We start from the raw sequence: 26310 nt of genomic DNA on the forward strand, positions 1-26310 counted from the left end.
TCGCATAGCTGTCGACTGTGCGACAGCATGATGCGGGGCACAGCGGCGTGCCTGAGAGGATGTACACCGTGGCTGATCCTGGAGCTTTCTCGTTTACCGTCGGTACCCGCATCCCGGGGCGACACGGTCGAACGGGCCTGCTCAGCACACCGCACGGTGATATCGCGACGCCCGCATTCATTCCGGTCGGCACCAAGGCGACGGTGAAGGCGGTACTGCCCGAGACCATGAAGGAACTCGGCGCGCAGGCGCTGCTGGCGAATGCCTACCATCTGTACCTGCAGCCGGGCCCGGACATCGTGGACGAGGCGGGTGGGCTGAGCAAATTCATGAACTGGCCCGGCCCGACCTTCACCGACAGCGGCGGCTTCCAGGTGATGTCGCTGGGTGTCGGCTTCAAGAAGGTGCTGGCCATGGAGGCGGTCGACGTCCGCAGCGATGACGTGATCGCGAAAGGCAAAGAGCGCTTGGCCACCGTCGACGATGACGGCGTTACCTTCCGCTCGCACCTCGACGGCTCGAAACACCGGTTCACCCCGGAGGTTTCGATGGGTATCCAGCATCAACTCGGGGCGGACATCATGTTCGCCTTCGACGAGCTGACCACCCTGCTGAATACCCGTGCCTACCAGGAGAAGTCGCTGCAGCGCACCCACGAATGGGCGCAGCGCTGCATCGACGAGCACGAACGGTTGACCGCTGCGCGCACCCATCGCCCGTATCAGGCGCTGTTCGCGGTGATCCAGGGCGCGCAGTACGAAGACCTGCGGCGCAAGGCCTGTCGGGAACTGGAATCGCTGCGCGGCAGTGCCGGAACGGGTTTCGACGGCTACGGCATCGGCGGCGCACTGGAGAAACACAATCTCGGCGCCATCGTCGGCTGGTGCTGCGACGAACTGCCCGAGGACAAGCCGCGCCATATGCTCGGCATCAGTGAACCGGAGGACATCTTCGTCGCGGTGGAGAACGGAGCGGACACCTTCGACTGTGTGAACCCGTCCCGGGTCGCACGCAATGCGGCGATCTATGTCGCCGAGGGCAGATTCAATATCAATACCGCCAGATTCCGCCGCGACTTCACCCCGATCGACGACACCTGCGACTGCTACACCTGCGCGAATTACACCCGGGCCTATATCCATCACCTGTTCAAGGCCAAGGAGATGCTGGCCTCGACGCTGTGCACAATTCACAACGAGCGCTACACGATTCGGCTCGTCGACCGGATTCGCGAGAGCATCGAGGGCGGCTGCTTCGACGAGTTCAAGGCCGAAACGTTAGGCCGCTGGAAAAGCGGTGTTTGAGTTTTGGCCGCGTGGCCGCGAACGGTCGCTCGTAAGACCCGCTCCTTCGTTGTTACGTCCGGAGCGGGTCTGCGGCGTCACAACTTTCAGCTCAGGAGCGCGGGAGTTTCGCGTGGCCCGTAGCTCGGCTCGTGCTTCTTCAGGAAGGCGATCACCCGGTAGGTGATCGGCAGCACGATGACCTCGGCGAGCGTCTTCCAGACGAAGCCGACGATCACGTAGTTCACGAACTGTCCCCAGCTGTCGATGCCGATGGCGGTGGCCGCGATCGAGCAGAAGATCAGCGTGTCACCGAATTCGCCGACGACCGTGGAGCCGATCAGCCGCGCCCACAGGTGCTTCTCCTTGGTCTTCTCCTTGATAAATACCAGCGAGGCCGAATTCAGCATCTCGCCGACGAAGTACCCGGCCAGGCCCGCGGCGACCAGCTGCGGGGTGGTGCCGATGACGGATCGGAAGGCTTCCTGATGGTCGTAGAATGTCGCGGCGGGCAGCTCGATGGCGATCTTGAAGCAGATGACCGCGAGCAGCAGGATGGCGAAGCCGTAGTAGATGGCCCGGCGGGCGGCCTTGAAGCCGTACACCTCGCTCAGGACGTCGCCGATGATGTAGGCCAGGGGGAACAGGAACCACGCACCGTCGGTGGAGATCGGCAGGATCTCGATGGGGCCCAGCTTCACCGAATGATCGGTGAAGAATTGGACGCCTTTGGTTGCGCAGATATTCGAGATGATCAGCGTCGCGGTGAACAGGGCGACGACGGGGGTGTAGTAGCCCCGCGCGGCGACGGCGAATGCCGCGTGGGCCGCCGCGGGGCCCCCAGATTCTGGGTGTTCTTCGACTGTTTTGGACTCACTCACGCGCTTCATCCAACCAGGTTGTGGAATAGGCTGTACCAATGACGAATCCCGGCGATTCCGACGAATGGTGGAAACAGTACGGCGGCGAAGGTGTGTCGCCGGAGGCTGGCTCCCAGGGGTCGGTACCGCAGTACCCCTCGGCACCGCAGTACCCTTCCGCGCCGCAGTACCCGCAGCAGCCGGCTCCGACGCCGCCACCTCAGCCGCAGTCGCAGTACCCGAGCTACCCGCAGCAGCCGGTCGCCGGCCCGCAGCAGCCGTACCCGCAGACCCCGGCCTATCCGGGCGCGTATCAGCCGTACGGCTATCCGCAGCAGGCCCAGGGCACTAATGGCCTGGCAATCGGTTCGCTGGTCGCCTCGGTGGTCGGGCTGTGCACCTGCATCGGCTCGATCGTCGGGATCGTGCTCGGTGTCATCGCACTCAACCAGATCAAGGAGCGCGGACAGGAGGGCCGCGGCCTGGCGCTGGCCGGTATCTGGGTGGGCGCGGGCGGCATCGTGCTCGCCATCGTCTATGTGATTCTCAACGTCGCGCTTTCGACGACATAGGACTCGAAAACATCAGGGGCGCTCCCGATTCCGGGAGCGCCCCTGAGCTTTATCCAGGGGTCGGCGATCAGGCCTTGACGACCTGGGTGCCGCCGGCGAACTTGTCGTGCCAACCCTGCTTGTTCGGGTCCTGCGAGGTGGTGATGATCATGTAGATGACCAGGCCGAGCTCGGCCAGGCCACCGATGCACGGAATGATGCCGAGGGCTACATAGAGGTTGCGCTTCAGCGAAACCTCCGGGCTGATCTTCGCCGCACCGCCGGGCGCGACGACCTTGAGGCCCACGATCTTCTTGCCGAGGGTGGTGCCCTGCGAGGTCTCCATGCCGACGAAGTACCCGAGCGCCGCGATTGCGCCGACCAGGCTGGTCACGATCTGACCACCGAATCCGGAGCCCACGATCAGCGAGATGATGACGGCGACCGGGATGCCGACGATCAGGTGATCGATGACGCGGGCGCCGATGCGGGCTCCGATATCACCGGGCTGTCCGCCGTATCCCGGCTGCTCGCCATAGGGCTGCTGGGGATAGGGCTGCTGCTGGCCGTAGGGATCCTGCGGCTGTTGTCCGTATTGCGGCTGTTGTCCGTATTGCGGCTGCTGTCCGTACTGCGGCGGCTGCTGGCCGTACTGGGGCGGCTGCTGGCCGTACTGGGGCTGTCCACCCTGCGGGTACTGCTGGCCGCCTGGGTATTGTTGCCCGCCTTGCGGATATTGGTTGGGGTCGTACCCACCGCTTGTCATATGTGTTTCCTCGTCAGTGATCAGTAGATCGGTCGCTTGCGTACGTTACGGACATCGCGCGGGTTGCAACAACCCATGCTCGTCGAGTATCCACGGTTCGTGGGTGAGATCGGCCGGGTCGAACCCGTCGAGTAGTTCGGTGGGCGAAATCGGGGGATAGCCCAGGGAACTGGCCAGCGCGGCCGCGACGCGATCGGGTGTGTTGCCGAGGGCGAGCTGATCGGCGAGTGTCACCGCGCCGTCGCGCTTGGCCAGTCGCTTGCCCGTGGCATTCAACACCAGTGGCACATGTGCGTAGTGCGGCACCGGAAGGTCGAGCAGCGTCGCGAGATAGGCCTGACGTGGCGTCGACGGCAGCAGATCGTCACCGCGGACCACCTGGTCAATGCCCTGCTCCGCATCGTCGACGACGACGGCCAGGTTGTACGCCGGAATTCCGTCGCCGCGGCGCAGTACGACATCGTCGACGGGGCCACGGTAGCGTCCGTGCAATTCATCGGTGATCTCGAATTCGGTTGCGTGCGCACGCAACCGCAACGCGGCCGGGCGTCCGTCGGTGCGATGCGCGGCCCGCTGGGCTTCGGTCAGATCACGGCAGGTGCCTGGATAGTGGCCGAGCGGTCCGTGCGGTGCGGTCGCGGCCTGCTGGATTTCCCTTCGGGTGCAATAGCACTCGTAGGTGAGCCCGGCCGCCATGAGTTGATCGATGGCCGCTCGATAGTGCGGCAGCCGGTCGCTCTGCCGGACTACGGGACCGTCCCAATCCAGTCCGATCGCGGCGAGATCCGCCAGTTGGCGCTGTTCGGCGCCCGGCCGGACGCGATCCAGATCGTCGATCCGGAGCACGAAGCGGCGTCCGGTCGATCGCGCGAACAACCAGGCCAGGACCGCGGTGCGCAGATTTCCGATGTGCAGATCGCCGGACGGGCTCGGGGCGTACCTGCCTGCTGGATTTCTGATTACTGGCACGTTTGCCATGCTAGGGGTTCCGGCACGGGTCACCGGATCAGCAGCCGCGGCTTGAGTCGGTCCTCGGTGATGGAGGTTCCGCTGTCGAGGGCGGCAAGCAGGTCCTCGGCGTGCGCGATAAGACCCGCGCAGTCGATTCCGTACGGCACAGCAGTGTTTCGGTCGGCCTCATAGGCGCGCAGCCGGGTCACCGCACGGGTGAGCAGCGTGCGCGCGCCCTTCGGATTCGCGCGCTGCATGTGGGTGAGGCCGACCGCATATTGCGCCAGACCCTGCCACAGCATCCTTTCGGCGAACGGCCCGTTCTTCCATGCGGCCTCCAATACTTCGTGTGCGTTAAATGCCAGGCCGTCATCCAGCAGTTGCTGGGCGTAGGAGAGGGTTTGCTGGGGCGGCAGATTCAGGTCGTCCGGAATTCGCGGCACGCCGGCGCTGCCGACGGGCAGCGGCCGCCCCAACCGGTCGCGTGGGCGGGGATTGCGTGCGCGACCTGCCTCGTCGCGCGGGCGTTCGACCATGCTGCCCATCATCCACGGACGGAGTCGAAGGCGTCCAGCCGAGTTGGTTCGGGTCACGATTAACTGACGGATCACGGAGCAATCACATCCCAAAAAGTTTGCTGCCCAGCAAACATAGGAATGAATGTCATCTTCCGGCAATGTTCCCGCAACTCCACATCTTCGCAAGATTGGCAAATGCGAGCATTGAATTGGCAAGAGATCGGCAAATGCTCGAGGAACCTGCTAATGTTTACCGCGCGGGGGCGACCCCGCGAGGTGAATTCACCTCGAAAAGTGCGATCACGACGCACCGTGAAAGTCGCACGCTTCGGCAAGGCGCACCGCGGGATTCGGCGTTCCGCGCCGGATGCCGGTGCTAGTTAGGACGATGTCAGAAGAATAATCTCGTTCTCGACGCAGCAAAGGAGCTTAGTGCCGTGGAAGTAGACTTGACGGGCGCTGTGTGGCGTAAGAGCACATACAGCGGCCCCGACGGGAACTGCGTGGAAGTCGCATTTCTCGTCGACGGCAACGTGGCGGTCCGCGACACCAAAGACAACGGCTATGGTCCGTTGTTGGCGTTTACGCCCGGCGAGTGGAACGCGTTCCTGAAAGGAATGTCGAAGGGGGAGTTCGGCCGCGCCTGAACAACAGGTACGGCCGAACCAACAGCACGGGCCCCGGGTCGGCACGGACTCGGGGCCTTCGCAGGCGCTCAGCGCCCTTTCTCAGTGCCGGCCGTCGGTATCGTCCTGAGCTGCGCGTAGCACGGCGAGCTGCCTGCGCTCTTCCTCGTGCTCGGCCGCCATGTGCGCGCGGGATTCCTGCCACGGATCGGGTCGGAAGAATCCGCCGGTGCCCGGCTTGCCCGCCGAACCCAGCTTGTTCATCTTCTTCGGCACCGTCGCACCCTGATAGGTCAACGGAATCGGGTGACCGTGCTCGTCGACCGGACCGAGCGGCTGGTGGATCTCGATGTACTCGCCGTGCGGCAGCCGCCTGATAATGCCGGTCTCGATGCCGTGCTCGAGCACCGCGCGGTCGCTGCGCTGCAGGCCCAGGCAGATGCGGTAAGCGGCGAAGTAGGCCACCGCGGGCAGGGTCAGAATGCCGATCCGGCCGACCCAGGTGGTCGCGTTCAGTGAGACATCGAATTTATAAGCGATGATGTCGTTAACGCAGGACAGTGTCAGTACCACGTAGAAGGTGATCGCCATCGCGCCGATCGCGGTGCGGACCGGCACGTCACGCGGGCGTTGCAGCAGGTTGTGGTGTGCGGTGTCCTTGGTCAGCCGCCGTTCGATCCACGGATAGGCGATCAGCACAGCGAAGACCAAGCCCATGATCATCGCACCCCAGAACGGTGCGGGCACGGTATAGCGGCCCGGATACAGCTCCCAGGGCGGGATCAGGCGCATCATGCCGTCTGTCCACATCATGTAGAAGTCCGGCTGGGTGCCCGCCGATACCTTGGCCGGGCTGTAGGGCCCGAAGGCCCAGATCGGGTTGATCTGCAGCAAGCCGCCCATAAGTGCGACGACACCGAGGGTGAACGCGAAGAACGCGCCCTGATCCAGCGAGAACACCGGCACGATGCGTGTGCCGATCACATTGCGTTCGGTGCGGCCGGGACCAGGGAACTGGGTGTGCTTCTGATACCAGACCAGCGCGATATGCGCGGCGATCAGCGCGAGCATGATGCCGGGGAACAGCAGCACGTGCGCGATGAACAGGCGCGGCAGGATGATCTCGCCCGGATAGTCGCCACCGAACATCAACCAGTGCATCCAGGTGCCGATGAGCGGGATGCCGAGCGTGATGGAAGAGAACGCCGCCCGCAGGCCGGTGCCCGAGAGCAGGTCGTCGGGCAGCGAGTAGCCGAAGTACCCCTCGAACATGGCCAGGATCAGCAGCAGCGAGCCGAGTACCCAGTTCGCTTCGCGCGGTTTGCGGAACGCGCCGGTGAAGAAGATCCGGAACAGGTGCACGATGATCGAGGCCGCGAAAAGCAGTGCTGCCCAATGGTGTACCTGGCGCACGAACAAGCCGCCGCGGACCTCGAAGGAGATGTTCAGCGCCGTCTCGTAGGCGCGGGTCATCGACACCCCGCGCAGCGGCTGGTAAGCGCCGTTGTAGGTGACCTCGGCCATTGATGGGTCGAAGTACAGCGTCAGATAGGTACCGGACAGCACCAGGATGATGAAGCTGTAGAGCGCGATCTCGCCGAGTAAGAACGACCAGTGGGTCGGAAAAACCTTGTTGATCGACCGTTTGATGAATCTCGCGGCCTGATATCGCTCGTCGAAGGAGTTGGCTTGTTCGCCCGCCTTACGACCTATGTCAATAGCCATGGCCGACACCCCGCTCTGGTGAGTGGTGGTATGTGTTCTACTACAGACGGTAGCAGGGGATCGGCCGGGAATCGATAGGTTTCCCTGAACCGCAATGTGGAACAAGATCATTCAGTTTCCCGGTGCCTGCCGATAGTGCCGGTAACCGGTGTCATATCGTCGAGTCGTGAGTACGGTGGCCGCCCAGGACGCAACGATGTACTGGCTGTCGGGCCGTACCCGAAATGACCTCTTCATGCTGTATTGCTTCGAAGATTCCGGGCGTTCCGGTGCGCAACTGCGCGAGTTCGTCGCGCACCGCAGTGCGGAGATTGCCGACCTGTCGGTGCGGCTGCGCGAGCTGCCCGCAGATCTGGACTATCCGGCATGGGTTCGGTGTGAATTCCGTGCCGAGCAATTTGTGGAACATATCCTTCCGGAACCGGATTGGCCAAGTGTGTGTGAGGTGCTCGGCAAACTGCTCGGTACAGGGGTGGACGCCGCGGTGCGGCCATGGCGGTTGCACGTGTTTCGTGAGGTCGTCGGTGCACCGGGAGGTGCTGGACCGGCAATGGTAGCTGTGTTGCAGATGTCGCACGCGTTGGCGGATGGGCGACGGGGTGCGGAAATCGCCCGGAGGTTGTTTTCCGAGGTTGGTGGGGCCGAGATGGTTGCGCAAGACGTTTCCTCTGCGCAAGCGCCGGCGAATCCCATACATATGAATTCGGTACTGGCGCTGCTTCGGATGCCGATTCAGTTCGCGTGCACGGTGATCCGTGGCTTTCAGGCATTCCGCGCGCAGCGGGAGCTGGCCGAATTAGCCAGTGCGGGAAGGCTTCCGGGGCCGGGACCCGCGTTCACGCCGAGTCTGGTGAACCGTAGCGATTCGACAGATGGATACGCCCATCAGGCACGGATGATCATCTGCCATGCCGAACGGCTGCGCATCCCGGGCCGCACCGTGACCGTGGTCGCGCTGACCGCAGTGTCGATCGCGCTCGATCGCTATCTGACGGCGCGGGGGGAACGACCGGACCGCCTCGGCGCGCAAGTGCCGATGGCCTTGTCCGACAATCGGATAGCGGCTCGCAATAACTACCGAAGCCTCGGTGTCGACCTGTTCATCGACGAACCGGACCTGCTGGCTCGCGCGAACAAAATCGCTGCGGCCCTCGCCGATCGCCGAACCCGCGCACAGCACCCACTGCTCACCGCACAGGACCGCGTCACCGCCGTCACCCCGGCCGCATTACTGCGCCGCGACATCGAGCGCTACCCACTCGACACCGTCCCCGACTCCATCGCCGGGCACACTGTGGTCTCCAGCGTCCACCGCGGCCCCGCCGACCTGACCTTCGGCGGCGCACCCGTCCGCTTCACCGGCGGCTTCCCCGCAATCGGCTCGGTCATGCACCTGACCCACGGCGTACACGGCCTCGGCGACACCGTCACCGTCTCGATCCACGCCGATACCGCCGCACTACCGGACATAGACAATTACGTCGACTTGCTACGCGATGCCCTGAACGACGTATTCGACTGTGCCATAGCTGAATTGGGCGAGCCCGAAACGTCAACCGGATGATTCACCGCAGCCCGACGCCGTACTTCTACGAGTAGCCGAGCGACATCGGTATGTTCGAATGCATTGAACGCCTACATATTCGGGCGGAAACGGTGGCGGCGGCAATCGAGCGGGAGCGCAACCACAACCACATCACGAACCGACTTGGCTGAATGACCGAGCCGATTGCGGTGAAGTGACGGGTGCGCCGCCGAGCGGTCGCGGGCCGACTATCGCGGAGATTCGAGAGCAAGCGCAACAGTGCGTGTTTCCAGTTCGAGGATCGGACGGGCGGCGCTACTGCTGATTCGGCGCGAACACGCCCGGGAAGCCGAACATCGCGACCAGCGCCGGGTCGTGCAGTGCGATCACCCGGGAGACACCAGTAGTAGTTGGAGCCAGCACAACGATGCCGCTTGCCCGGAACACACAGTCGGCGTCTCGGTAGTAGATGACGGCGGCCGGCTGGCCGTTGGCTGTAGTAGCGATCATCCGCCAATCGCCGGGTCTGCCGAGCACGTACGCGTCGAGCATGTGGATGCACCGCACCCGGCCTGCGTACCATTCGCGGAATGGCGTCGCCTCCAGCGTGGCGTCGGTGCGCAGCACTTGTTCCAGCAGACCGGCGTCGGAACGCTCGAAGGCCGCGATGTAGCCGTCGAGTAGTGCGCGTGCCCGCTGGTCGGTCGGTTCGAGCAGCTTCTCGGGCTCCGGATCCAGTTCGTCGAGCCGGGCACGGGCGCGCTGCAGACCGCTCTTTACCGCCGCCGTAGTGGTGCCGAGGATCTCCGCGGTTTCGGCCGCGGAGAACGCCAGCACCTCGCGCAGGATGAGGATCGCGCGCTGGCGGGCGGGCAGGTGCTGCAGGCTGGCGATGAGTGCCAGCCGTAGCGACTCGCCTGCGATAACCACTGCGGCCGGATCGTCGGCGGCCGGGGTGATCCACCCGTCCGGCAACGGCTCCAGCCACGAGACCTCGCCCGTCGCAACGTGACTCGGCGGGCGATCGGGCCCATCGTAAGGCCCGGTCAGGCCCGAGGGCAGCACCCGGATCCGGCGCGGCTGCAAGGCCGTCAGGCAGACATTGGTGGCGATCTTGTAGAGCCAGGACCGAATCGACGCGCGTCCTTCGAAGCCGGCGTAGGAGCGCCATGCCCGAAGATATGTTTCCTGTACCAGGTCCTCCGCGTCCTGGGACGAGCCGACCATGCGATAGCAGTGCGCCAGCAGCTCCCGGCGGAACCGCTCGGTTTCGGCGGCGAACCGGTCCTGGTTCGCCGCCTCCGGCATGTGCGCCGTCATGTCGCGAGTGTAGGCCGTGGCCGGTCGGCCGGATGTGCGGTCGAATCCCACAGGCAGCTCCTTGTCCGCACCGCTCCCGCCGGTCGGGACGGTCGCTGATTACGACCGGGACGCTGTTGTGAAGGAATCGAAACGCAGCTCAGCGGGTGTCACGGCACCAGTGCCAGTTTGCCGGTGGTGCTGCGGGTTTCGAGTTCCGCGAGGGCTTTCGGGCCGTCGGACAAGTCGTAAGCGGTGGGGCGAGCGGGAGTGAGGACGCCAGCGGTGATGAGCGCGGACAGCTCACCCATGAGCTCGCCGAATATCTGCGGTGCGGCCTGGCTCAGCACGCCGATGTTGAGGCCGATGATGTGGACTTGGTGCTTGTACACCAACTCCCAATTGGTGATCGCGGCTTCACCGCCTGCCACGCCATAGACGACGATCCGGCCGGTGACCGGCCTGGCCGCGGCCACGCCGGCGGCGAAGGTTGCGCCGCCGGCGGACTCGAGCACCAGATCGGCGCCGATGCCGCCGGTCAGCCGCAGTACCTCGGCGGTGAGGTCGTCGGTGCGGGAGTCCAGGACGTGGTCGGCGCCGAGTGCCCGCACAGTCTCGTGCTTGCCCGGCGAGGCAGTGGCGATGACCGTCGCGCCATAATGCTTGGCCAGGGTCACCGCGGCTTGGCCGGTCGCGCCCGCCGCGGCGTGGATAAGCACGGTCTGCCCGGTGGTGATGCGGCCCAGAGGCCTGAGCGCGGCCAGCGCGGTGGGCCAGTTCACGACCAAGCCCAGCGCCTGCTCGGCGCTCCAGCCGTCCGGAATCGGCACCGCCGCAGCTGCGGGCAGGACCATGTACTCGGCGAAAGCCCCGTAGCCGACGCCGATAACCCTGGCCCCTGGTTGCGGGGCGCTCGTAGCCTCACCCACCGCCACGACCTCGCCGGCGGCCTCGAAACCCGCAAGATACGGTGGTTGCGGACCGCCGAGGAACGTGCCGTAGGCCCGCGAGATATCGGCGAAATTGACACCGGCGGCCGCGACCCGGATCAGGACCTCGCCCGGGCCGGGCACCGGTACCGGCGCGTCGATGATCGACCGCATATCCTGCGGACCCTGCAGCGAAGTCTGCTGCAGGGCGCGCATAGTGGTGGGAATACTCACAGCAATCAGCTCTCTTTCTCGGCTTGCGTCGCGGTCGGCCGCGTCGGCGGTCCGCACCGTCGACCATGTAGACCTCGGTCGCCACAGAAAGGAATCGGCAGCCGTGAATCGTGGCGAACCCACCCGTGATCCCGCGCGCACGCCATGCAGCACAGCGACCCAACCGTCGAAACGGGGGATGAAAACTTCGATCCGTGTTGACCGCGTCAATGCCCTGGTCGGGCAGCGCCTGAAGTGGCGGACCACACGCAGTCCGAAGACAACAGCAGGTCAGGACACTAAAATATGTCCTGACCTGCTATTTTATGGCGGAAGGCAGGGGATTTGAACCCACCCGCAACCCAAGGTCAACAGGTTCTTCGGTCGAATCCGCCGCATTTCAGGCTGTTTCGGCGCTGCTGACGAGGGCCGCGTGCCGCAGCCGTATAGCTGCCGGTTCATTTCAGGCGGCATCGCGACTTATTCGGCCATGTGGAACGGTCTGTCGATCGGTGCGGGTTCGGCTGTCGCAGCCTCAGCCGGGCCGAGAGCTCGTGGGGGTGCGGTGAGGGCCTGCGTCGCACCGAGAACCGCGCCGATACCCGCGCCGATGGCGGCGAGCGGCGCCGCCATGAGGGCCGCGCCGTATGCGGCGCCGATGGGCCCCGCGGCGAGACCGATCGGTGCGAAAGGCACGCCGACGACCAGACCGAGTGCACCGCCGACACCTGCGCCGATCAGCGCGAACGGGCTCGCCACCGCTGCGCCTGCGGCCGCACCGAGCGCCGCGGAGCCGACGGTCTGACCCGCAACGCGATCGGAGCGAGTGCGCTCCATACCCACCGAGTCGAAGAACGTAGCGAGATCGGCCTCGGTCACCGCCGCGGCGTCGTTGAGTTGGATGGCGGGCTCCCGCGGCAGCCAATCCGGTGCCTCGACCTGTACGTTTCCGAAACGCAACATGCCCGGCGGCGGCGCGATCGGCGGCACCGGTGCGACCGGGACCGGGCCGTGCAGCGACTCGACCGGCGATAGATACTCGTTTTTCGGTACTGGTCGCGCCCATTGCAGCGAACTGCGCGTGTCGTCCGGGATTCGCGTTCCCCGGTACGGGCGCACATTCGGCACCTGGGCGGCGGGCCAGTCCGAGGACTGCTTCGCCTGCTCTGCCTGCGCGGTGGGAGTCGCCTCGGCCGAATCCGTGTCGTCGGCCACGAAGGCAACGTGGTCGCCGTGCTCGGTCCGGCTCACCGGACCGTGCCGGTCGAGTTCGGCGTTCGCGGTTCCGTTGCTCCCCACCATGGTGAGAAGAACGGGAACCGCTCCCGCCACTACCATCGACCCCATCTTCTGTTGACGCGAACTGACTTTTCTGTGCTTGCCTGTGCTCATCGATTACCTTTCACAGTGCAGAGAACTTGTTGATTCGCATTCGGATCACGGGGCGTCTTGGATGGTCGAGAATGCGGTGACAGGTTCGAATCAGGGCCACCACCAGGACTTTCCGGGCATTTCAGCACCCACGGATCGTGGTGTCCATGTCCACCATCCATGCCGCGACAATGAACATGACTCGGTCGCCCTTTCCGAGCAGTCGGAGCCGGATCCTGAGAGAGCGGCTACGACATCCGCGTTGTTATGAACCGGCAAATGTAAGCCCGGTGTGGCGTCCACGGCGGCCGCGCGGTCCACCTGACGTATCAGCTGCTCCCGCCGATCGGCGCTGCCGCGCAAACCCAGTCGGTGGCGAAGGTGCGCCGGGATCAGGTGATAGCGACCGGCGGCGGCGCCGGACACCGACGCTGAGATTGGGGGAACTGATAGCCGGTGCCGTCGATGCTGCCCACTGCTACGGTCGTTCCATGTTCGCTCTCGTGGTGAAGTTCGACTTGTTCGACGAGGACGCGGCCGACGCGTTCGACCAACTCGTCGCCGATACCGTTCGGCAGATCATCGAACACGAGCCCGGCACGCTGGTCTATGCGACCAACACCGTTGACGGTGAACCGCTCTCGCGGATCTTCTATGAGGTGTACCGCGACCGCGATGCGTTCGAAGAGCACGAGCGGCAGCCGCACACCCGACGGTTCCTGGACAAGCGCAGCGAATACGTCGAGTCATTCCGCGTCGAGTTCCTGGGCCCGGCCGTCGCGAAGGGCCTGCCTGCTTAGAGTCGCTGGGCAATCCCGCACCACATGGCGAAGCCGTGCACGCTGTCGACGGCGCGGGCCTCAGCGCGAGCTAGCGCTCGGGCGGTCTCGTGAACCATTGGGTTGTAGCGGGTCTGCGCTGGTGCGATCGACTTCGCAGTGAGTAGCGCGTCGAACGCACGACGGCGATCACCGTGGAGTAGGTAGGCGCGCGACAGATCGATGTAGTGATGGCCCGCACGCTCTTTCGGTGCATCGGCGGGGAGCGCCAGAGCGCGGGCCCGGTTGAGCGCCTCGGTGCCGTCCATCGCTTCGACTGCCAGCGCGACCGACCAGATGCCGACGTTTGTCGGGCCGAAGCTGAGGACCCGATCCCGGTCGTCGCCAAGTCGCTCGGCAGCGGCTCGAGCCTCGCCGAGATGCTCGTCCGCCAGGCTACGACGGCCGGACCGTGACGCGGCCAAGCCGGATTGCAGGTGCAGCCCACCCCACGCGATCAGGTCATCACGACGGCCGACGCCGAGCCGAGGCTCGATGTCGCCGCGGCATCGCTCGAGGAAGCTGAGCGCAACCGTCCAGTCACCGCCAGAAGTGAGCAGCGCTGCGCGCTGAAACTGGGCTGTTGCCTTCCACAGCGGGTTGTCGGCTTCGGCTGCGGCCCATGCGATTCGATCGACGGCGAGCGCGGCGAGGTCGGAGTAGCCGAGCTTGTGCGCTAGCGAGTGCGCGGAGTAGTACAGCTCGCACAGCAGCACTAAAGCGCGACCACGGTCGACGCCGGTAGCGCGGTGCATGGCGGCGCGCAGTTCGCCCAGCAGACCAGGCAGGTGCTCACCGAGCTTGTGGAAGCTAGCAGCCCGCCGCCACGTGCACACTTTGTCGACTTCGGCGGCGAGCTGTGCAAGGGCACGGGGCTCGGCTACAGCGGCGTTGTCGATGTCGTAGGCGGCCAGCTCAGTACGAAGCACGGCGATCGCAGAGTGAACTTCGGTATCCGGGCCGGGCGCGGGCACGTACGGTTGCCCGGTCAGGTCGGTCACCGACAGCCGCAAGGCTTTCGACACAGCACCCAGAAACGCGGGCGTTGCTGGCGCTCGGCGCTGTTCCACAGAGCGGATAAGCGCCGTCGACACATTCGCCTTCTCTGCCAACTGCTTTTGTGTGAGTCCCGCCAGTCGTCGCGCCTCGCCGACTCGGGCCGCTACTGCCGCGCGATCCGCGCTCATGGTCACCACCGTTTCATTGAACGCCGTGCCAAGTCCGTAGTGCCAAGAGTACGAAATTCTTTCGCACTTCACAGTCGGAAGCTGCGCCATCGTTCTAACTACACCGCGCCGTCGGGTCGACCCGCATCCTCGGCGGCGTGGTGAGTCAGCGGTCCGAACCAGACGCCGGGGAATCCCATGGCTAAACCAGAAATTGCCGCCCTGATAGCTCGCGGCGATGAGCTGCTCGACCGATCCGTCCTGCCGCATGGCTGGCCGCATGAGGCACCCGAGCGGCCGTTCGCACCCGATGCCGCGCACTACGCGATGCAACGGCACGCCCGGTGCCCGTTCGACTCCTGCGCCCGTAAGCGCGCCGCGCATGAAGTGCTCGTCGAGGCCGGTCACATCGTGCCCGACCCGCGCAACTCGAAGAACCTCCCGTGATCGGCGAGGTTGCCCGGCTCGACGGGCACGACGACGACCCAGACCACCAGCCTGTGGGGTGGCTGCAACGCGATTCGCTACTGCCGCAACGGGATCCCTTCACCGGCGCACCCGCCACCTATAACGGCGCACCGGGCGATGTGGTCGAGGTGTTCGCCGAAGCGGTCCGCGAATGGGCAGATCGCCCCGCGCCCACAGCCCCAACGGCGAAGCGCTGCCCCCGCTGCACCTATGAGGACGTCGAGCCCGACACCGGCATCTGCCGCTACTGCACGGCCGCTATCGAGCGTGCAGGCAAAGCCGCGGTTGTCGCGATGCGCGACGCTGACACCGGAGCCGATCGCCCGGCGGGTTGGTTGCGGCGCGACGACGGATTGTGGGCGCCTGTCGACGATGAAGGCTTTGTCGGGCAGACCTTCGCATTCGAATCCGATGACCACCACGAACTCGGCGAACACGCAGTGATCACCGTCGAGCCGGTCTCGATCGACGACACGGAGGTCGACTAGCTGTGTCGACTACTGGACTCGTATGCGCAACCGTCGCCGGGGTTTTGATGCTGGGCGTCGTGGTCTTCTACCTGCTGCCGTACGTCGTCGACCGCCCGGTGCACGTCGACGGTGAACGCCCCAGCACCGAAATTCTCGCGCGCGTTGCTCGCGACGCATGCCACCGTGCACCGGATCGTCCGTACAGCGTCGAGGAAGCGCGCCGCGTATTTCGTGCGCGCATCAACTGCGACGCCGACTCATGCGGCGCGAAACATGAAGCGTTCTGGACCCTGGTCGACGCGGGAGTGCTCCGGCCCCGGCGCATATGTCGAGCAGTAAGACGCGCCTCGCTCGAGGCGGTTCTGACTCTCCCGTGGGGTACGGGAGTAGTAGGTAATGGAGGGACATCCATGGGATTCAACGCGATTCGGGCAGCCGTCACGGTCGTCGCTGTCAGCGCCGCACTACTCGGCGGGCAAACGCTCACCACCACGCCGGTCGCGCAGGCCGCTGGCGGTGTATGCACCTTCGAGTTCAACAAGAACCCGTATGTGCTGCACAAGGCCGTCGTCGTAGGCGGCATCGTGGAATGCGACCGCGCTCCTCTCCAGTTCCGCATCGAGTTGCAGCTATGGCATCGATCGGGCACCAGCAACCCGCAGCCGACGGGGGACCGCGCCGTTTCCACGCAAATCCCCAACCCACACCTCAACATCGCCGCGATGGCATTGGACTGCGTACCCGGCGTGTGGCAAGGCAAGATCGTCATGCGAGCTACCTGGGACACCGGGACGGATGAGGGCCGCAACGAGACACCGCCCACCTTCCTCCAGTGCTAAGTTGACTTCCGATGAAGCAGCTCCATATCAGTAGCGGCCCTCCCACATGGTCGAGTCGCTGGTTCTTGCTGCGCCGCAACCTGCACTACCGGTTCCGGCATGTCCCCCGTGAGCCCGGCTACACGGGGAAGAATCAGTGGAATCCTCACCGCGAATACGGTGGCTGGGTCATCCGACCGGGGAACGGGTGGCGGCGGATCCGGTGGGTGACCCCGCCTCTGCACTACACGCGCGCCATCCCCGCTGACGACATGTACGCGGTCGGCAGTTGGATGCTGGAGAAGCTGGAGAAGTAAGTCCAGTAATCCGGATACAGCGGCCCCACCCGATCCCCTTCCGGGTGGGGCCGCCCAATCCATGAACATCCAGGGGGATTCATGCACAGGCCTTCACCCACTGCCGGATCCGTTTGTCGGGGATCATGTCGGCTGCGGTGCTCGGGCCGAAGAACGGTTCGATGTCGTTGCGCATGTAGGCCCGGTATCGCTTGCGCGTGCCATCGGTGACACCGGTGAGGTTGTCGATGTGGTCGGCCCCGGCGCTGGCGATGGTGACGACGGGGTTGGCTTCGACGTTCTCAGCGATCTGGAGTCGTTCGAGCGCGCGCTCGGCGCCGAGTTCGTCGAGCGCCTTGCGCCAGCGGAGCCCTGCCGCGTGGTCGTCGAATGACATGGATTGCTGCTTGCCGTTATGGCGGAACATGACCTGTGTGTAGTCGGTGCCGTCGCGGCGGGTGCGTACACGGATGCTGGACATGCGGGTCGTCTCTCTGTAGTCGGGACACTGCCGTGCCGACTTCTTGGAGCATCCCCTCAGATGACATCCGTTGACCGCGCGTGTTGACCGGGACTGGTCAGGGACGGTGAAAACCATCCCTGACCAGGTATTTCCCTGGCGGAGGATAGGGGATTTGAACCCCTGAGGGCGTTAACCCAACCCGCGTTCCAGGCGAGCGCCATAGGCCACTAGGCGAATCCTCCGTGCAGCAGCATACCGGGTGCCCCCGGCCGGTCACCAAATTGGGGCTGCTCGGGGCGGGAACTCCCAGTTGGGTCCCGTTTCGACCCATTGCGGTCCACCCCGGTGGTGATCATTGTCGGAGCCGCCCGCTACACTTGCATATGGATCCCGCGCGGCGCGCATCCTGTGAACTCCCCCAGGGCCGGAAGGCAGCAAGGGTCAACGGGCTCTGCCGGGTGCGCGGGGTCCCCTATATTCACTCCAATTCGGAGCAACCGCCGGGTAACGTGAACACGGTCCGCCGGACGTCGAACGCGCTCGGCTGGATCAAGCGGTCCGACCGCGGTAATCGGCTCGGACGTCAATCGCCCCTTCGCTGCTTCGAAAGGCTGCTCAGGATGCCCCGGCAAACGCAGATCGGTTTGATGAGCCCCCCGGAGCTCGTGTCCGAACACGAGACCCAGACCGCGAATTACGCGACGCTCAAGACCGAGAAGCTCACACTGGATCTGACCAGGGGTAAACCTTCGCCGGAACAACTCGACCTCTCCACGGAACTGCTCACGCTGCCCGGCCCCGGCGATTTCAAGGACGGCGCCGGCACTGATTGCCGCAACTACGGTGGGCTGCACGGTCTCCCGGAATTGCGTGCGATCTTCGGTGAGTTGCTCGGCATTCCGGTCGAGAACCTGATCGCGGGCAATAACGCCAGCCTGGAGCTGATGCACGAGGTGATCAGCTACGCATTGCTGTACGGCACACCGGATTCCGAGCGGCGCTGGGTGGCCGAGCCAACGCTGAAGTTCCTGTGCCCGAGCCCAGGCTACGACCGGCACTTCGCGATCACCGAGGCGCTCGGCTTCGAGATGATTCCGATTCCGATCGGTCACGACGGACCGGATGTGCACGCCATCGCCGCACTGGTGGCCGATGATCCGCAGATCAAGGGTCTGTGGGCGGTGCCGAACTACTCCAACCCGACCGGCGTCATCTTCTCCGAAGAGGTTGTCCAGGAGTTGGTTTCGATGCCAACCGCGGCGCCGGACTTCCGCCTGTTCTGGGACAACGCCTACGCGGTGCATCCGCTGACCGATATCGCCGCACCCGTCCTGGATGTGCTCGGTATGGCCACCGCGGCCGGAAATCCGAACCGCCCCATTGTTTTCGCCTCCACCTCGAAGATCACCTTCGCCGGTGCGGGGGTGAGCTTCCTCGGTGCGTCCACGCCGAACCTGAGCTGGTACCTCGACCACGCGGCGAAGAAGAGCATCGGCCCGGACAAGATCAACCAACTGCGTCACTTGCGGTTCTTCAAGGACGCCGACGGCGTGCGGGCGCACATGCAGAAGCATCGCGCCATCCTCGAACCGAAATTCGCACTGGTGCTCAAGATTCTGGAGGATCGGCTCGGCGCGTCCAAGGTGGCATCCTGGACCGAGCCGAAGGGCGGCTACTTCATCAGCCTCGATGTCCTGGAGGGCACCGCGGCCCGGGTGATCGCGCTGGCCAAGGATGCCGGCATCGCGCTCACCGCGGCCGGTTCGGCCTTCCCGTACCGGAATGACCCGGAGGACAAGAACATCCGCATCGCCCCCAGTTTCCCGCAGCTGCCGGAACTGGCGAAGGCGATGGACGGTCTGGCCACCTGTGTACTGCTCGCGACCACCGAGAAACTGCTCCAGAAATAGTCGGCAAATACAGTGGGCGCGTATCGGATCCGATACGCGCCCACTGTATTTCAACCCTCTAGTAGCGCCCGCAGTCGTGCCAGATCGGCCCGATTGGCCCGCCGCATCGCCGCCTCCATGATCGGTGCGGCCAGCTTGCCGAATCCGCTCGGAATTCCGGTGTTGCGCAGGGTCATTCGGGTGCGGTCCGGTCCGGCGTCGGCCCAGGTGTAGGTCGTCTCCATCGGGAAGGGTCCCTCGGCGGTGCGCATTACGAGTCGTTCGCCGGGTGTGTACTCGACTACTTCATAGGTGTACACGAGTTGTCTGCCGAGGAATCGCGCGACGAATTCCATGCGCGATCCGATCCGCAGCGGCGGCTCGGTCTGCCATTCGATGCGGTCGATATCGGCGTACCACCGCGGAGCGTTCGTCGGATCGCCCGCGAAGGCGGCGACCTGAGCGCGTGGACACTCGATCACCGCCTCGGTCGATACGTCGACGGCCACGATCAGCGGGGTTTATGTGCAAGCACGGCGAACATGGTCACCGATAGGTGGACGTCACCGGTTTCGGCGCCCCGTTCCAGATCCGCGATGAGCTGGTCACGCTGTGCCTCGGTGATGGAACCGCGCGCGACCGCCATGGCGGAGATGCGGTTGACCAGCGCGCCCGCGCCGACTGTCCGGTCCTGCACCAGGGCGTGCGATCCGATCTCGTCGATAACCAGGCCTGCCTTGGTCAGCAGGCCGGGCAACCTGCGGCCGGAGAACGGGTTGGTGGTTGCGGCGATCAGGGTGTCGACGACCTCGCGAACCACATGACGGTCGCCGGGATGCACGATTGCCGTGCCCCAGTCGCTGTCCATCACAACGACACGGCCACCGGGCGTGAGCACCCTGGCGATCTCGTTGGCAGCACGACTCGGTGCGGTCAGGTGCTGGAACACCCGCTCGCAGAGTGCGGCGTCGAAGGTTTCAGCGCCGAACGGCAGCCCGTAGGCGTCGCCGGAATGGAATTTGGCCGTCGAACCGGCCTGTTCGGCGCGGCGTTCGGCGGAGGCGAGCAGCTGTGGATCGGGTTCGACACCGATCGCGGTGCCGGTCGGGCCGACCGCATCCGCGAAGGCGATGACCTCCGAGCCGGTGCCCGATCCGACATCGACCGCACTCTCGCCGGGCTGCAGCGCCAATGCTTCATGTGCCCACGTGCGCAGTCGGCGGATGCCCGGCAGCGCCGCCTGCAGATCCCGCACGTCGACCAACTGATCCTGGCCCGCGCTATCGAAGCGATCCGGGCGCAACCCCTGCATATTCATGGGCCCGATTCCGTCTCTGGGTATTGCCGTCGTCTGAGGCATGGCGCTGAGCCTACTTCGGCACCGACCGCATCGCACGGCAGGACTGTGAGGTGGGTCACGATTCGGACAGGCCACCGATCCGGGTGGGCCGGACCACGCAACGGTTCCGAGTGAGATGATCGGAGAAGTCCGGTACCAGCGAAAGGAAGTCCTGTGGCCAAAGCGAAGTCCGCGACTGTCAAGCTGTGTCTCGCCCAGGAGCCGGAGGCGGACAAACTCCTTTCCGAGGATTCCTTCGCGTTGCTGACGGGCATGCTGCTCGATCAGCAGTTCCCGCTCGAACACGCCTTCCGCGGGCCGAAGAAGATCGCCGACCGCATGGACGGCTTCGATATTCAGCGGATCGCCGACGCCGACACCGAGGCGTTCGAGGAACTGTGCGCGACCCCGCCCGCCATTCATCGCTACGGCCGGTCCATGGCTCGCCGCACCCAGGAACTCGCGCGCTATGTGGTCGAGCATTACGACGGCAGGACCGAACGCATCTGGACCCAGGGCGATCCGGACGGCAAAGAGGTGCTGCGCCGTTTGAAGGAACTGCCGGGTTACGGCGATCAGAAGGCCAGGATCTTCCTCGCCCTGCTCGGCAAGCAACTCGGTGTGCAGCCGAAGGGGTGGGAAGCGGCGGCGGGCACCTACTCCGAAACGGGCTCACGGCGCTCGGCCGCCGATATCGTCGACGGCGAATCCCTTTTGGAAGTAAGGGCTTTCAAGAAGCAGATGAAGGCGGCGGCCAAGAAGTCCTGAGGTCGCTCCGGGTTTGCCTATTCGAATCTGTCTGCATTTTTCCCTCGTGCCCGATTGAGTTCTCGCCGATGCTTTTCCCTCGGTAGCAACACCTAGATGAGGGAACGCAGTACATGAAGATGAGGAAACTCGCCGTCGTCGCGGCGCTGGTGACCATGGCGACCGGTGTGGCCGCGGGCACCTCGGTCGCCGCCCCGGCCACGACCGAAAGCGACGATAGCGCAATCAATTTCACCGCCGAAGCGGTAGGCGATTCATCGATTGTCAAGACCGACGCGGGTTCGCTGGCGGTCGAGGGCGATGTCTTCGAGATCAAGGCCGCCGATGGCACCGTGCTCGCGGGCACCCCGCTGCGGTTCCGGATCGACGACTTCGAATTCCCTATCGCCGCACAGATTTCCGATCGCACCGCGACATTGACCCCGCAAATCGATCGCGAACACGCGGTCTACCAGCCGATCGCGCTGCCCTACGAGGACCAGGCCCCCTGGAAGACCCCATACGACCGTGAGGTCGCGGCCTGGACCCGTCTGACGAGCACCGTTTCGGCGGCGGCCACCATCGGCACGCTGGTCGGCGGTCTCATCGGCGGTGCGGCGGGCTGCGTGCTCGGCGGTATCGCCGGTGCCACGGTCGCCTCGGCGACCATCGTCGGTCTGTTCGGTCCGTTCATTCCGGCCGCCGCCATCGGCTGCCTCGGCGGCATCATCGCCGTCGGTGCCCTCGGCACCCTGGCCGGTCAGATTCTCGTGACCGCGCCGGTCGCGATCGGTGCGGCGATTCAGTACTTCACCACCATCAACCAGCCGTTCGTCCCGGCCAAGTAGGTCGCACGGCATCCGTGCCCACCGTCGCCACGGAAACAGGCCCCGCCCAGTACCTCTCGACTGGGCGGGGCCTTCCTGTGGCCGGGGGAAGGCCGGGCCGAGGAGTTCCCGCTCCGCTGATGGGGCTTGGTGCGCGGCGATTTCGGTGTTAACTTTGATCCCATGTCTTCGAGCCGTCCGACCGCACTGCGGGTCACTTACGTGACCGCCGCGCTGGGTCTGCGACTGCCGTTGACTCGCGAACTGTGTTGTTCCTGCTGCAGCTGAGCCGCTGTTTCGGCTCGTGCGCTGCCCCGCCGCCGCACGTGTAGGCACGTCCCGTGGTACGGGACTTCAGCAAGGAATCTTCATATGTCCCTCACCCTTGATCGATCCGGCTCCAGGGTCGTAACCGGTCGTGTCCGTGTCCAGCGCCCCGTTGTCGCGCCGGAACTCCGCATCGCCGACAATCCGGCCGCAGCCGTGCTGCGCGCCGCGACCGGCGGTCCGGTTTCCCGTGACAATGCCGCGCGCACAACGGGTTTGAGCATCGCGACGGTCAACCGCCAAGTTTCGGCGCTATTGGCCGCCGGACTGCTGCGCGAGCGCCCCGACCTGACCGCATCGGGTGCGGTCGGCCGTCCGCGGGTGCCTTTCGAAATCGACCACGAGGCCTATCTGACCCTCGGCATCCACATCGGCGCCGCGGTCACCAAGATCGTCGCAGCCGATCTGCGCGGGCGCATCCTCGGCGGGCTGGCGATCGCGACGCCGCAAACCGGTCAGGACTTCGCGACCACGACCGTCGCGCGCAGCGCCAAGGCCTTCCTGCAGCGCTGGCATCGGCGCAAACCGCTCTGGGCCGGTGTGGCGATCGGTGGCCGGGTCGATGCCGCGACCGGTGTCGTCGATCATCCCAAGCTGGCTTGGCAAGGGGCGCAGGTCGGTTCGGTGCTCGGCGAGGTGCTCGAGCTGCCGGTCTCGGTTGCGCCGCACGTCGAAGCGATGGCCGCGTCGGAACTGCTGTTGCCGACCGGCGAGCCGCGTGGGACCACTGGTCCCGGCAGCAGCCTGTACTTCTACGTTCGCGAAACCGCCGGTATCGCGGTGACTTTGGACGGCCGGGTGCATACCCCCAGCAGCGGACCCGGTTCGATCGCGCACTTCCCGACCGGCTCCGATGTCCAATGCACCTGCGGACGGCGCGGCTGCCTCGAGGTGACCGTCGGTGATCGGTCGCTGCACGCCAGGGCCGTTGGGCGCGGGATCATTCCGGCGCACAAGGGCACCGGCGGCAGCACCATCGCCGACCTGTACCGCGCCGCAGAGGCGGGCGCGGCGGATGCGCAGGAGTTGCTCGCCGAGCGCGCCACCATCCTCGGACACACCGTCGCGATGGTCCGTGACATGCTCAACCCGGACCGGGTGATCCTCGGCGGCCAGGCCTTCACCGGCTACCGCCCCGCGGTCGCCCACGTCGCCCGCGCCTTCACCCAGTCCTCCCAACTCCCCCCGACCGACATCCGTATCAGCGGATTCGGCGGCAAGGTGCAGGAATTCGCAGCAGTGGTCACCTCACTCAGCGCCATCTACGCCGACCCCCTCGCCGCCATCCGCCGCACAGCGCTGAACGACTGACAATTCGCCTGCAGGTTTCTCGCCTACTTCAGGAAGTAGGCGAGAAGACCGGTCAGGAACGGCGCCAACGTCGTGAACGCCGCTCGGAATTGTGCTGTCGCCGTATTGGCGAGGCCTATCAGCTCAGTGAGTCGATTACGTCCGGCGGTCCACTCGTCATCGGGCAGTTGCGGAACGCCCGAAGCGTCGGTACGAACGATGGGATACGACGCGTCGAGGATCCGCGCACCGGCCGCCTGCCAGGACAGATGTACCGGAACGAAAAGGATTCCCAGCAGTCCGGCGAGCACCGCCCCGTACAACAGGGCATAGGTGGGCGGAATTTCGGCTGCCGTGCCGGCGGCGATCCGCGCATTGCGGAGCTGACCGGTATTGAGCACGCTGATCGAGACGACCATCGCCAGGATGGTCAGAGCCGTGATCAGGGCGGCGCGCAGCGATCTGATTTCCTCGATCCGATGTGCGGTCGTCGCCGCGAGCGTGTCCAGTGGCTGAACTGCGATGAACCGAACCCGTGCGCGCACAATCCAAATGACCGCGACCGCCGGCCACATCGCGACGGCGACAAGCACGAGCGCGATGCCGATCCGCACCGCACTCGGTTGAAGCCGGCCCCAGAACATCAGCGGCATCGCGGCGGTTCCCGCGATGGTCAGCAGGTACAGCGCGGTGAGTGCGGACAAGCTGGCGCTTGGATATCTGGCGCGAAGTTCACGCAGCATCGGAACGGTGAAAAGCGTTCCCGCAAACGCCATCGCGACGGTGATCCCGATCATTATGCGCCACAGGGCGTATGCGGGCCCGTCGCTGAACGGCGCATGCCGGCCGCGGTCCAGTCCGCCGACAACGAGCCAGCCGGCACCGGCGGCGGCCACCGTCACCACCACAATGCTGATCGGATACCAAAACCGTTGCGCGAATGTCTTGTTCAGATCGATGGTCGCCAGCTCCGACTCCATCGCACTCTCCCATCCGGACACGCAAACGAGCGGCCGGGAGCAATGCAACCACAACGAGGCCCGAGCGGCTGGTCTTCCGCGATCGGTGGACTGCTGCCGACGAAGTTGCTCGGCTCGCTGGCTGCTCCGAGGACTTACGTGAAGAGAGCTTCGAGGGCGGTGATGAAGTAGGGGAAGTGGCCTGCGAAGCGTTGCAGGTTGCGGTCGCGTTCGAAGGTGCCGAACCAGTACAGGCCGGGCTGGGAGTCGGCGGCGGGGTTCAGGTCGCGGAAGGTGCGGATCCAGTTGTCGGCGCGGCCGCCGATCACCATGAACGGCAGCGCACGGGAGAAGACCAATTCCTGGTCGGCGGGCGGGATCTGGTCGCGGGTGGTCGCGTCGAGGCCGCGCTGCAGTGCGCGGATCTGGCCGACGAGTTCGCGGCCCTGGGCCGTGCGCACCGGTAGGAATCGCGGCAGCAGGACCGCCGCGACGCCGGCGAGCAGGATCGCGACGCCGACCAGTGCGCTGCCCGAGGTGAGCGCCAGAGCGATGGTCGCGGCGATACCGGCGACGATCAGTGCCCCACCCACCAGGATCGGCAATCCGATGTGGGCCCGATCGATGAACGCGCCGCGTTCGACCGCATCGGCGAGCATTGCGCTGCGCACCGTTTGGGACTGCAGGCGTCCCGGCGCGCGCAACTCGCCGACGGTCACCGAATCGGTGCCGTCCGGCAGCAATGCGCGGTAAACCGCCTTCTCGTAAGCGCGCAGCTGGTCATCGGGTGCGTTCACCCGGTCGATGCGCCAATCGCTATCGCTGACGGGCGTGATCCAGATGTACCGGCGCACGGCGAGGTCGATCACCGTCGCGGCGATATCGCTCGGATCGGCATGTTCGTCGAGCAAGACGCCCGCCTCGCCGGGCAGGATGCCCTCCGGAGAGGTGAACTGGACCCGCGTACCGTCGCGCAGCAGCGGATCGATCGTCGCCGAACCGGCTGTGGCAGCGGCGTTTTTCCGCCTGGTCTCGACCACGTAGCCCGCCATCGCGGCCAGTGCGAGCAGCAGCACACCGAATGCGACGAGTACCGGAGTCGTGAAGGAGAAGGCGCCGGCCTCGCTGTTGTCGCGAATATCGGCGTTGGCGGGCACCGTGCCGGGCGGCAGCTGCAGGGTCAGGTCGATATTGTCGCCCTTGCGCAGGTCGGTCTGGCGCCAGTAGAGCACTCCGTCCGCCTCGATCTGCAGATCGGAGCACTGGCGCAGATTGCCGGGCGGGCCCAATTTGCAATCCACCACGCCCATTTCGTAGCTCGGGCTGATCAGGGATGCATCGATCGATGCGACATCGGCATTGATGGTGCCGAGCCAGCGGAAGACCTGGGTACCGGGTGCGTCGCTGACCGTGTTGTGGATCGCGTAGGTGAACGTCGATTCGCCCGGCTTGGCATCGATGGTGAACAGATCGTTCGCGACCGTCGCGGTGCCGGGGCCTTTGGTATCGACATCGGTGACTTTGAAGACGCGTTCGACATCGTCGCCGACCTTGAGGCGCAGCGGCAGCGTCATTTTGAAGCCGCTGTCGGCGGGGACCGTCACCTTCTCGGTGACCTCGAGGACACCCTCGCGGCTCAGTTTCAGATCCGCGACAATATCGACACCATCGGTTGCGGGCTCCGTGTGGGCAATCGGTGCGGCGGCCAGCATTCCCGCAGCGGCGAGAAGCAGCGCGCTCGCGGCGCCCCCCCGAAAAGTCAGCATGGCTGCCTACTCTAGACAAGTTGCTAAGCTGCGTCAGCAGCCCGGCGCGA

25 protein-coding genes, 1 tRNA gene and 1 other RNA gene are annotated in these 26310 nt (G+C 65.3%); 12 read left to right on the plus strand and 15 right to left on the minus strand.

The features are described 5' to 3' along the window. Window positions 1-59 precede the first annotated feature (59 nt). Complete coding sequence (tgt, locus tag ACQPXH_RS02070; RefSeq protein ID WP_433603700.1) at window positions 60-1304, plus strand: tRNA guanosine(34) transglycosylase Tgt; 1245 nt, start codon at window positions 60-62, stop codon at window positions 1302-1304. 86 nt (window positions 1305-1390) lie between these two features. Here tgt and ACQPXH_RS02075 read toward each other — a convergent pair whose 3' ends face one another. Further along, window positions 1391-2173 (minus strand): queuosine precursor transporter, encoded by a 783-nt coding sequence (locus ACQPXH_RS02075; protein ID WP_433600657.1) that lies wholly within the window; start codon window positions 2171-2173, stop codon window positions 1391-1393. A 29-nt stretch (window positions 2174-2202) separates the two neighbouring features. On the opposite strand from ACQPXH_RS02075, the gene ACQPXH_RS02080 reads away from it, so the two are divergent. Continuing rightward, complete coding sequence (locus ACQPXH_RS02080; RefSeq protein ID WP_387294078.1) at window positions 2203-2715, plus strand: DUF4190 domain-containing protein; 513 nt, start codon at window positions 2203-2205, stop codon at window positions 2713-2715. A gap of 67 nt (window positions 2716-2782) precedes the next feature. Here the strand turns inward: ACQPXH_RS02080 and ACQPXH_RS02085 are convergent, their stop codons facing one another. The 3 genes from ACQPXH_RS02085 to ACQPXH_RS02095 are packed head-to-tail and all read right to left on the minus strand — an operon-like array spanning window position 2783 to window position 4947. After that, a complete protein-coding gene (locus tag ACQPXH_RS02085; protein ID WP_433600658.1) occupies window positions 2783-3460 on the minus strand; it encodes an RDD family protein in 678 nt (225 codons plus the stop codon). Between the two features lie 45 nt (window positions 3461-3505). Next, window positions 3506-4438, minus strand: a complete 933-nt coding sequence (gene gluQRS / locus ACQPXH_RS02090) for a tRNA glutamyl-Q(34) synthetase GluQRS (RefSeq protein ID WP_433600659.1) — start codon at window positions 4436-4438, stop codon at window positions 3506-3508. Between the two features lie 20 nt (window positions 4439-4458). After that, on the minus strand, window positions 4459-4947 hold the full coding sequence (locus ACQPXH_RS02095) for a DUF309 domain-containing protein (RefSeq protein ID WP_433600660.1): 489 nt from the start codon (window positions 4945-4947) through the stop codon (window positions 4459-4461). A 443-nt stretch (window positions 4948-5390) separates the two neighbouring features. Here ACQPXH_RS02095 and ACQPXH_RS02100 point away from each other — a divergent pair, with 443 nt between their 5' ends. Next, on the plus strand, window positions 5391-5576 hold the full coding sequence (locus tag ACQPXH_RS02100; protein WP_433603701.1) for a DUF397 domain-containing protein: 186 nt from the start codon (window positions 5391-5393) through the stop codon (window positions 5574-5576). An 81-nt stretch (window positions 5577-5657) separates the two neighbouring features. On the opposite strand, the gene qcrB is transcribed toward ACQPXH_RS02100, so the two are convergent. Beyond that, window positions 5658-7280 (minus strand): cytochrome bc1 complex cytochrome b subunit, encoded by a 1623-nt coding sequence (gene qcrB / locus ACQPXH_RS02105; RefSeq protein WP_433600661.1) that lies wholly within the window; start codon window positions 7278-7280, stop codon window positions 5658-5660. Between the two features lie 166 nt (window positions 7281-7446). Between qcrB and ACQPXH_RS02110 the strand changes: the two genes are divergently transcribed. Beyond that, entirely contained in the window at window positions 7447-8844 is a 1398-nt protein-coding gene (locus ACQPXH_RS02110) for a WS/DGAT domain-containing protein (RefSeq protein ID WP_433600662.1), read from the plus strand. Window positions 8845-9120: 276 nt separating this feature from the next. Here ACQPXH_RS02110 and ACQPXH_RS02115 read toward each other — a convergent pair whose 3' ends face one another. The 3 genes from ACQPXH_RS02115 to ACQPXH_RS02125 all read right to left on the minus strand — a co-directional run bounded on the left by ACQPXH_RS02115 (window position 9121) and on the right by ACQPXH_RS02125 (window position 12584). Continuing rightward, the gene (locus ACQPXH_RS02115) at window positions 9121-10125 is read right to left on the minus strand and encodes a sigma-70 family RNA polymerase sigma factor (RefSeq protein WP_433600663.1); all 1005 of its coding nucleotides are present in this window, start codon (window positions 10123-10125) and stop codon (window positions 9121-9123) included. A gap of 149 nt (window positions 10126-10274) precedes the next feature. Then, window positions 10275-11267: a zinc-binding dehydrogenase gene (locus ACQPXH_RS02120; protein WP_433600664.1), complete on the minus strand. Its 993-nt coding sequence runs from the start codon at window positions 11265-11267 to the stop codon at window positions 10275-10277. Between the two features lie 459 nt (window positions 11268-11726). Then, window positions 11727-12584, minus strand: coding sequence for a hypothetical protein (locus tag ACQPXH_RS02125; protein ID WP_433600665.1), 858 nt, complete (start codon window positions 12582-12584; stop codon window positions 11727-11729). Between the two features lie 524 nt (window positions 12585-13108). Between ACQPXH_RS02125 and ACQPXH_RS02130 the strand changes: the two genes are divergently transcribed. Next, window positions 13109-13417 (plus strand): putative quinol monooxygenase, encoded by a 309-nt coding sequence (locus tag ACQPXH_RS02130; RefSeq protein WP_433600666.1) that lies wholly within the window; start codon window positions 13109-13111, stop codon window positions 13415-13417. Here the strand turns inward: ACQPXH_RS02130 and ACQPXH_RS02135 are convergent. After that, entirely contained in the window at window positions 13414-15009 is a 1596-nt protein-coding gene (locus ACQPXH_RS02135) for a helix-turn-helix domain-containing protein (protein ID WP_433600667.1), read from the minus strand. The genes ACQPXH_RS02130 and ACQPXH_RS02135 overlap by 4 nt on opposite strands. 35 nt (window positions 15010-15044) lie before the next feature. Between ACQPXH_RS02135 and ACQPXH_RS02140 the strand changes: the two genes are divergently transcribed. Together ACQPXH_RS02140 and ACQPXH_RS02145 are read left to right on the plus strand one after the other, a co-directional pair. Beyond that, complete coding sequence (locus ACQPXH_RS02140; protein ID WP_433600668.1) at window positions 15045-15557, plus strand: hypothetical protein; 513 nt, start codon at window positions 15045-15047, stop codon at window positions 15555-15557. Between the two features lie 47 nt (window positions 15558-15604). Continuing rightward, a complete protein-coding gene (locus ACQPXH_RS02145) occupies window positions 15605-16378 on the plus strand; it encodes a hypothetical protein (RefSeq protein ID WP_433600669.1) in 774 nt (257 codons plus the stop codon). A 375-nt stretch (window positions 16379-16753) separates the two neighbouring features. Here the strand turns inward: ACQPXH_RS02145 and ACQPXH_RS02150 are convergent, their stop codons facing one another. Continuing rightward, window positions 16754-17251: a hypothetical protein gene (locus ACQPXH_RS02150; RefSeq protein ID WP_433600670.1), complete on the minus strand. Its 498-nt coding sequence runs from the start codon at window positions 17249-17251 to the stop codon at window positions 16754-16756. Window positions 17252-17270: 19 nt separating this feature from the next. After that, window positions 17271-17358 (minus strand) — tRNA-Ser (locus ACQPXH_RS02155). A 140-nt stretch (window positions 17359-17498) separates the two neighbouring features. Here ACQPXH_RS02155 and ffs point away from each other — a divergent pair. Then, an RNA gene (gene ffs / locus ACQPXH_RS02160) (signal recognition particle sRNA small type) lies at window positions 17499-17593 on the plus strand. 143 nt (window positions 17594-17736) lie between these two features. After that, the gene (locus ACQPXH_RS02165; protein ID WP_433600671.1) at window positions 17737-19026 is read left to right on the plus strand and encodes an aminotransferase class I/II-fold pyridoxal phosphate-dependent enzyme; all 1290 of its coding nucleotides are present in this window, start codon (window positions 17737-17739) and stop codon (window positions 19024-19026) included. Window positions 19027-19076: 50 nt separating this feature from the next. Here ACQPXH_RS02165 and ACQPXH_RS02170 read toward each other — a convergent pair whose 3' ends face one another. Beyond that, window positions 19077-19514 carry an SRPBCC family protein gene (locus ACQPXH_RS02170; protein WP_433600672.1) on the minus strand — a complete coding sequence of 146 codons (438 nt, stop codon included), beginning with the start codon at window positions 19512-19514 and terminating at the stop codon, window positions 19077-19079. 2 nt (window positions 19515-19516) lie between these two features. Then, window positions 19517-20323 carry a methyltransferase domain-containing protein gene (locus ACQPXH_RS02175; RefSeq protein WP_433600673.1) on the minus strand — a complete coding sequence of 269 codons (807 nt, stop codon included), beginning with the start codon at window positions 20321-20323 and terminating at the stop codon, window positions 19517-19519. A 195-nt stretch (window positions 20324-20518) separates the two neighbouring features. Here ACQPXH_RS02175 and ACQPXH_RS02180 point away from each other — a divergent pair, with 195 nt between their 5' ends. The 3 genes from ACQPXH_RS02180 (at window position 20519) to ACQPXH_RS02190 (ending at window position 23556) form a co-directional block, all read left to right on the plus strand. Further along, window positions 20519-21112, plus strand: a complete 594-nt coding sequence (locus ACQPXH_RS02180; RefSeq protein ID WP_433600674.1) for an HhH-GPD-type base excision DNA repair protein — start codon at window positions 20519-20521, stop codon at window positions 21110-21112. 113 nt (window positions 21113-21225) lie between these two features. Beyond that, window positions 21226-21939, plus strand: coding sequence for a hypothetical protein (locus ACQPXH_RS02185; RefSeq protein WP_433600675.1), 714 nt, complete (start codon window positions 21226-21228; stop codon window positions 21937-21939). Between the two features lie 351 nt (window positions 21940-22290). Further along, a complete protein-coding gene (locus ACQPXH_RS02190; RefSeq protein ID WP_433600676.1) occupies window positions 22291-23556 on the plus strand; it encodes an ROK family protein in 1266 nt (421 codons plus the stop codon). A gap of 23 nt (window positions 23557-23579) precedes the next feature. Here ACQPXH_RS02190 and ACQPXH_RS02195 read toward each other — a convergent pair whose 3' ends face one another. Both ACQPXH_RS02195 and ACQPXH_RS02200 read right to left on the minus strand, forming a co-directional pair. Next, a complete protein-coding gene (locus ACQPXH_RS02195; protein ID WP_433600677.1) occupies window positions 23580-24515 on the minus strand; it encodes a hypothetical protein in 936 nt (311 codons plus the stop codon). Window positions 24516-24649: 134 nt separating this feature from the next. Continuing rightward, window positions 24650-26260, minus strand: a complete 1611-nt coding sequence (locus ACQPXH_RS02200) for a DUF2207 family protein (RefSeq protein WP_433600678.1) — start codon at window positions 26258-26260, stop codon at window positions 24650-24652. Window positions 26261-26310: the final 50 nt, after the last annotated feature.

It is taken from the genome of Nocardia sp. CA-135953, assembly GCF_050955735.1.
In the GTDB taxonomy this organism is placed as follows: domain Bacteria; phylum Actinomycetota; class Actinomycetes; order Mycobacteriales; family Mycobacteriaceae; genus Nocardia.

Excerpts from the sequence above, each read along its gene's own strand:
- tgt (WP_433603700.1), top strand. The coding sequence starts at position 60 with ATGTACACCGTGGCTGATCCTGGAGCTTTCTCGTTTACCGTCGGTACC.
- ACQPXH_RS02075 (WP_433600657.1), bottom strand. The coding sequence starts at position 2,173 with ATGAAGCGCGTGAGTGAGTCCAAAACAGTCGAAGAACACCCAGAATCT.
- ACQPXH_RS02080 (WP_387294078.1), top strand. The coding sequence starts at position 2,203 with ATGACGAATCCCGGCGATTCCGACGAATGGTGGAAACAGTACGGCGGC.
- ACQPXH_RS02085 (WP_433600658.1), bottom strand. The coding sequence starts at position 3,460 with ATGACAAGCGGTGGGTACGACCCCAACCAATATCCGCAAGGCGGGCAA.
- gluQRS (WP_433600659.1), bottom strand. The coding sequence starts at position 4,438 with ATGGCAAACGTGCCAGTAATCAGAAATCCAGCAGGCAGGTACGCCCCG.
- ACQPXH_RS02095 (WP_433600660.1), bottom strand. The coding sequence starts at position 4,947 with ATGGTCGAACGCCCGCGCGACGAGGCAGGTCGCGCACGCAATCCCCGC.
- qcrB (WP_433600661.1), bottom strand. The coding sequence starts at position 7,280 with ATGGCTATTGACATAGGTCGTAAGGCGGGCGAACAAGCCAACTCCTTC.
- ACQPXH_RS02115 (WP_433600663.1), bottom strand. The coding sequence starts at position 10,125 with ATGACGGCGCACATGCCGGAGGCGGCGAACCAGGACCGGTTCGCCGCC.
- ACQPXH_RS02125 (WP_433600665.1), bottom strand. The coding sequence starts at position 12,584 with ATGGTAGTGGCGGGAGCGGTTCCCGTTCTTCTCACCATGGTGGGGAGC.
- ACQPXH_RS02130 (WP_433600666.1), top strand. The coding sequence starts at position 13,109 with ATGTTCGCTCTCGTGGTGAAGTTCGACTTGTTCGACGAGGACGCGGCC.
- ACQPXH_RS02145 (WP_433600669.1), top strand. The coding sequence starts at position 15,605 with ATGCTGGGCGTCGTGGTCTTCTACCTGCTGCCGTACGTCGTCGACCGC.
- ACQPXH_RS02150 (WP_433600670.1), bottom strand. The coding sequence starts at position 17,251 with ATGGTTTTCACCGTCCCTGACCAGTCCCGGTCAACACGCGCGGTCAAC.
- ACQPXH_RS02165 (WP_433600671.1), top strand. The coding sequence starts at position 17,737 with ATGCCCCGGCAAACGCAGATCGGTTTGATGAGCCCCCCGGAGCTCGTG.
- ACQPXH_RS02175 (WP_433600673.1), bottom strand. The coding sequence starts at position 20,323 with ATGAATATGCAGGGGTTGCGCCCGGATCGCTTCGATAGCGCGGGCCAG.
- ACQPXH_RS02185 (WP_433600675.1), top strand. The coding sequence starts at position 21,226 with ATGAAGATGAGGAAACTCGCCGTCGTCGCGGCGCTGGTGACCATGGCG.
- ACQPXH_RS02190 (WP_433600676.1), top strand. The coding sequence starts at position 22,291 with ATGTCCCTCACCCTTGATCGATCCGGCTCCAGGGTCGTAACCGGTCGT.
- ACQPXH_RS02195 (WP_433600677.1), bottom strand. The coding sequence starts at position 24,515 with ATGGAGTCGGAGCTGGCGACCATCGATCTGAACAAGACATTCGCGCAA.
- ACQPXH_RS02200 (WP_433600678.1), bottom strand. The coding sequence starts at position 26,260 with ATGCTGACTTTTCGGGGGGGCGCCGCGAGCGCGCTGCTTCTCGCCGCT.